General features: G+C 59.0%; 2 protein-coding genes. One reads left to right on the forward strand and one right to left on the reverse strand.

Annotation, left to right across the window (positions count from 1 at the left end; genetic code table 11):
• Positions 1–380: 380 nt before the first annotated feature.
• On the reverse strand, positions 381–1,583 hold the full coding sequence (locus ACZYOF_RS43250) for an alpha/beta fold hydrolase (protein ID WP_282532586.1): 1,203 nt from the start codon (positions 1,581–1,583) through the stop codon (positions 381–383).
• A 259-nt stretch (positions 1,584–1,842) separates the two neighbouring features.
• Here ACZYOF_RS43250 and ACZYOF_RS43255 point away from each other — a divergent pair, with 259 nt between their 5' ends.
• Complete coding sequence (locus ACZYOF_RS43255; protein WP_130580449.1) at positions 1,843–2,421, forward strand: TetR/AcrR family transcriptional regulator; 579 nt, start codon at positions 1,843–1,845, stop codon at positions 2,419–2,421.
• Positions 2,422–2,787: the final 366 nt, after the last annotated feature.

The raw sequence follows: 2,787 nt of genomic DNA on the forward strand, positions 1-2,787 counted from the left end.
CGCCTACCTGAAGCTCCAGGCTGCCACTGAGATGACAGGAGGTCGATTCCACCGAATTAGAAGCTCGGCGGCCACGAAATGCGCCAGTGCGCTCCAAGTTGCACCATTTTCACACGGCCTGGGCCCGCAACCGACCTTCCGACCGTCGTGTCGAGTGCCGGTTATCGGGGGTAAAGCGGAAGTCGCCGGATGATGCCGTGAAGTCGCAGTTTGACCCAGAGCAGACTCATTTCTCACGACACGTTGGGACGCCACGCGATAACGCCTTCTGTACGGGCACGCACTTCTGTGACGCGAGGCACGTCGCTACACCCTCAAAGCCCGGAGCGCCAAGATAGGGCGCGACGCGTGTTCGCGGATCGTGATTGGCAGGACAGAGGCTAACGGCCGCCAAGTCCAAAATCGCTGGTGTGGTCCGGCCCACCCACCTCCTTGATGAAGGCGAGCAGGAGCGTGCTGAGCCGAACCGGCTGCTCCTGTTGGATCCAGTGACCGGCGCCCTCGATCAGCTCGATGCCACCCATCCTCGTCGCCGCCTTCGTTCTCATAAGATCGACCGCACCTGGCGCCGAATAGGTGCCCCAATCGCTCTTACCGCCGATGAAGAGCGATGGGACATCGATCGTCTTGCCCGAAAACAGGCGCAACTCAGCGTTTAGGTCAGGATCGGAATAGACGCGATAAGCCTGCAGGGCGCCTTGAAACCCAGTGCGGCCATATTCCTCCGTGTACACTCCAAGTTCCGGTTCGGTAAGCCATTTGCAGGCCTGGACCTCGGCGGCGGAAGGTTGGAATGGAGCGACGGTCTGGGGCATCGTCTTGCCAAGATCCTTGACGTAATAGGTGGGCATTTGTGCAAGTTCGATGGCGGTTCGCGCCTTCAACGGATGCGGCTTATTTCCCGGCCAGTCAGCGCTCTTGACGTAGAAAAATGCACGAAGAAACGCATGTAAACCTTGAGGGGCGTGCCACAAGTCATCGTTCGCCTCCCGTGTGCTCAAGTATTGTTGGTAATACTCTCTCGGCGGATCGAGCGCCGCCAGCGCGGCCGCTAACTTTTGGTTTTCAGTGCTCGGCTGGACCGACGATGCCTCGCTTTCCGCGGTGTTGAACGGAAACGCCGGCGGACCGGGGAACGGTGCGCTCATCAGCACCACCGAGGGAAAGACGTCAGGTCGGGCCAGCGTACAATAGGCCGCCACGGGCGAGCCGAAGTCGTGCCCGACGAGCATTACCGTGCGCCGATACCCCAACGCCGAAACCAATCCGAGGGCGTCACGCGTCATATTCAAAAGGCTGAAGGGCGCGAGCGGGACGTCATAGCCGTTCACCCAACCGGTGGTGCGGCCAAAACCCCGCTGGTCGGGCGCCACGACGTGGTACCCGGCGTCAGCCAGAATTGGGATCAGGTGTCGCCAGCCGTAAGCCAAATCCGGAAAGCCGTGCAGGAGCAGCGCGAGCGGCCGACCGGCGCTTTCGTAACCGGCCTCGAGAATATGGACATCGAGGCCGTTGACCCCATGGATCATGCGCGAGCGGACCCCCTCGGGAAGCGTTCCCTCGCCATATGTTGATGTGGTCAAATCAGTTCCTCCTATGGGGTTTGCATGGGCTGGTCGAAGTGAAACCGCAATCAGGCTGGCCGCGCCCATCGCTAAGACAGCTCGTCGGGACGCCGATGGCTTAAAACTAACTGGATGACTCATTTCGAAACGCACCGTCCGCGTGCAGGCGCTTGACCTAGGCTTTGGTAGAGGGGCATCACCAGATTCATGTTATGGCGATCACCATAGTATGTCGATCACCATAGTAGCGTCAAGCGAAAGGTGTTACGTTCACGCCATGCCACGTAAGACTGACGCCCGCGCTCGCGCGATTGCCACGGCCGAACGACTGTTTCGCATCCAAGGCTACACTGCGACTGGATTGACCCAGATCATTGAAGAAAGCGGTGCGCCTAAAGGATCGTTCTACTTTCACTTTCCACGCGGCAAGGCACAGCTCGCAGAAGAAGCAATCGATCATTACGTTGCGAGTAGAATTGCGGTATTGCGGAATGTCTCGGCGAATACGACGGGCGATGCTCTGAATTTTGTTCATGAGATTTTCAGCACATTCGCGGCCGAAATGATCGCCTCTGATTTCCAGTATGGGTGTCTGATGCAAAATCTGGCGAATGAGCTACCCGCGCTCGACGCTGAGCTGACCAAACGGGTAGCGCGCGGATTTGTTGATTCGACCGAGATTGTTGCTGAGCATTTTAGGGGGTGCGGTTTCGTTCCCGCGCGCGCATCCTCTACCGCAGCCGCGTTGGTAGCCGCCCTCGAAGGCGCGCGAACAATTGCCCGCTTGGAGCGCACGCCGGCTATATTTGAGGCGCTGGCGGATGTTAGTTGCCAAAGATGCCAACCACCAGAATGACGTGGAGGTTCGCCGTCGCGATAACCTCATGTCGGCTCCTGGACCATCTCGGACATACTGTGAGGTCTGCTTTGATGCTCCTCTTAGGGTTACAGCAGACATCTGCACCGACTGAGCTACAGCGGTATGCTGAGTGGATGCCCTAGTCGGTTCAAAATCCCGAAATCCAGTTGCGGCGGCCTTGCATCGTCTCCGCCTTGCAGGGAAGACAGCGACACCCCCAGGAGGCGCACCGCTTTCGGAGGTGCCGTCGCGAACTTGGTTGGAATTTGTCCGTCGCGAGTCTCCGGTGAACGGATGATATCTGCTCAGGCGGCAAGATCAACCGGCTGAGCAATGGGCTTGCTGGCGAGGGTCTGCCAGCCG

The sequence above is a fragment of the Bradyrhizobium sp. LeoA1Lang genome, from assembly GCF_055413685.1.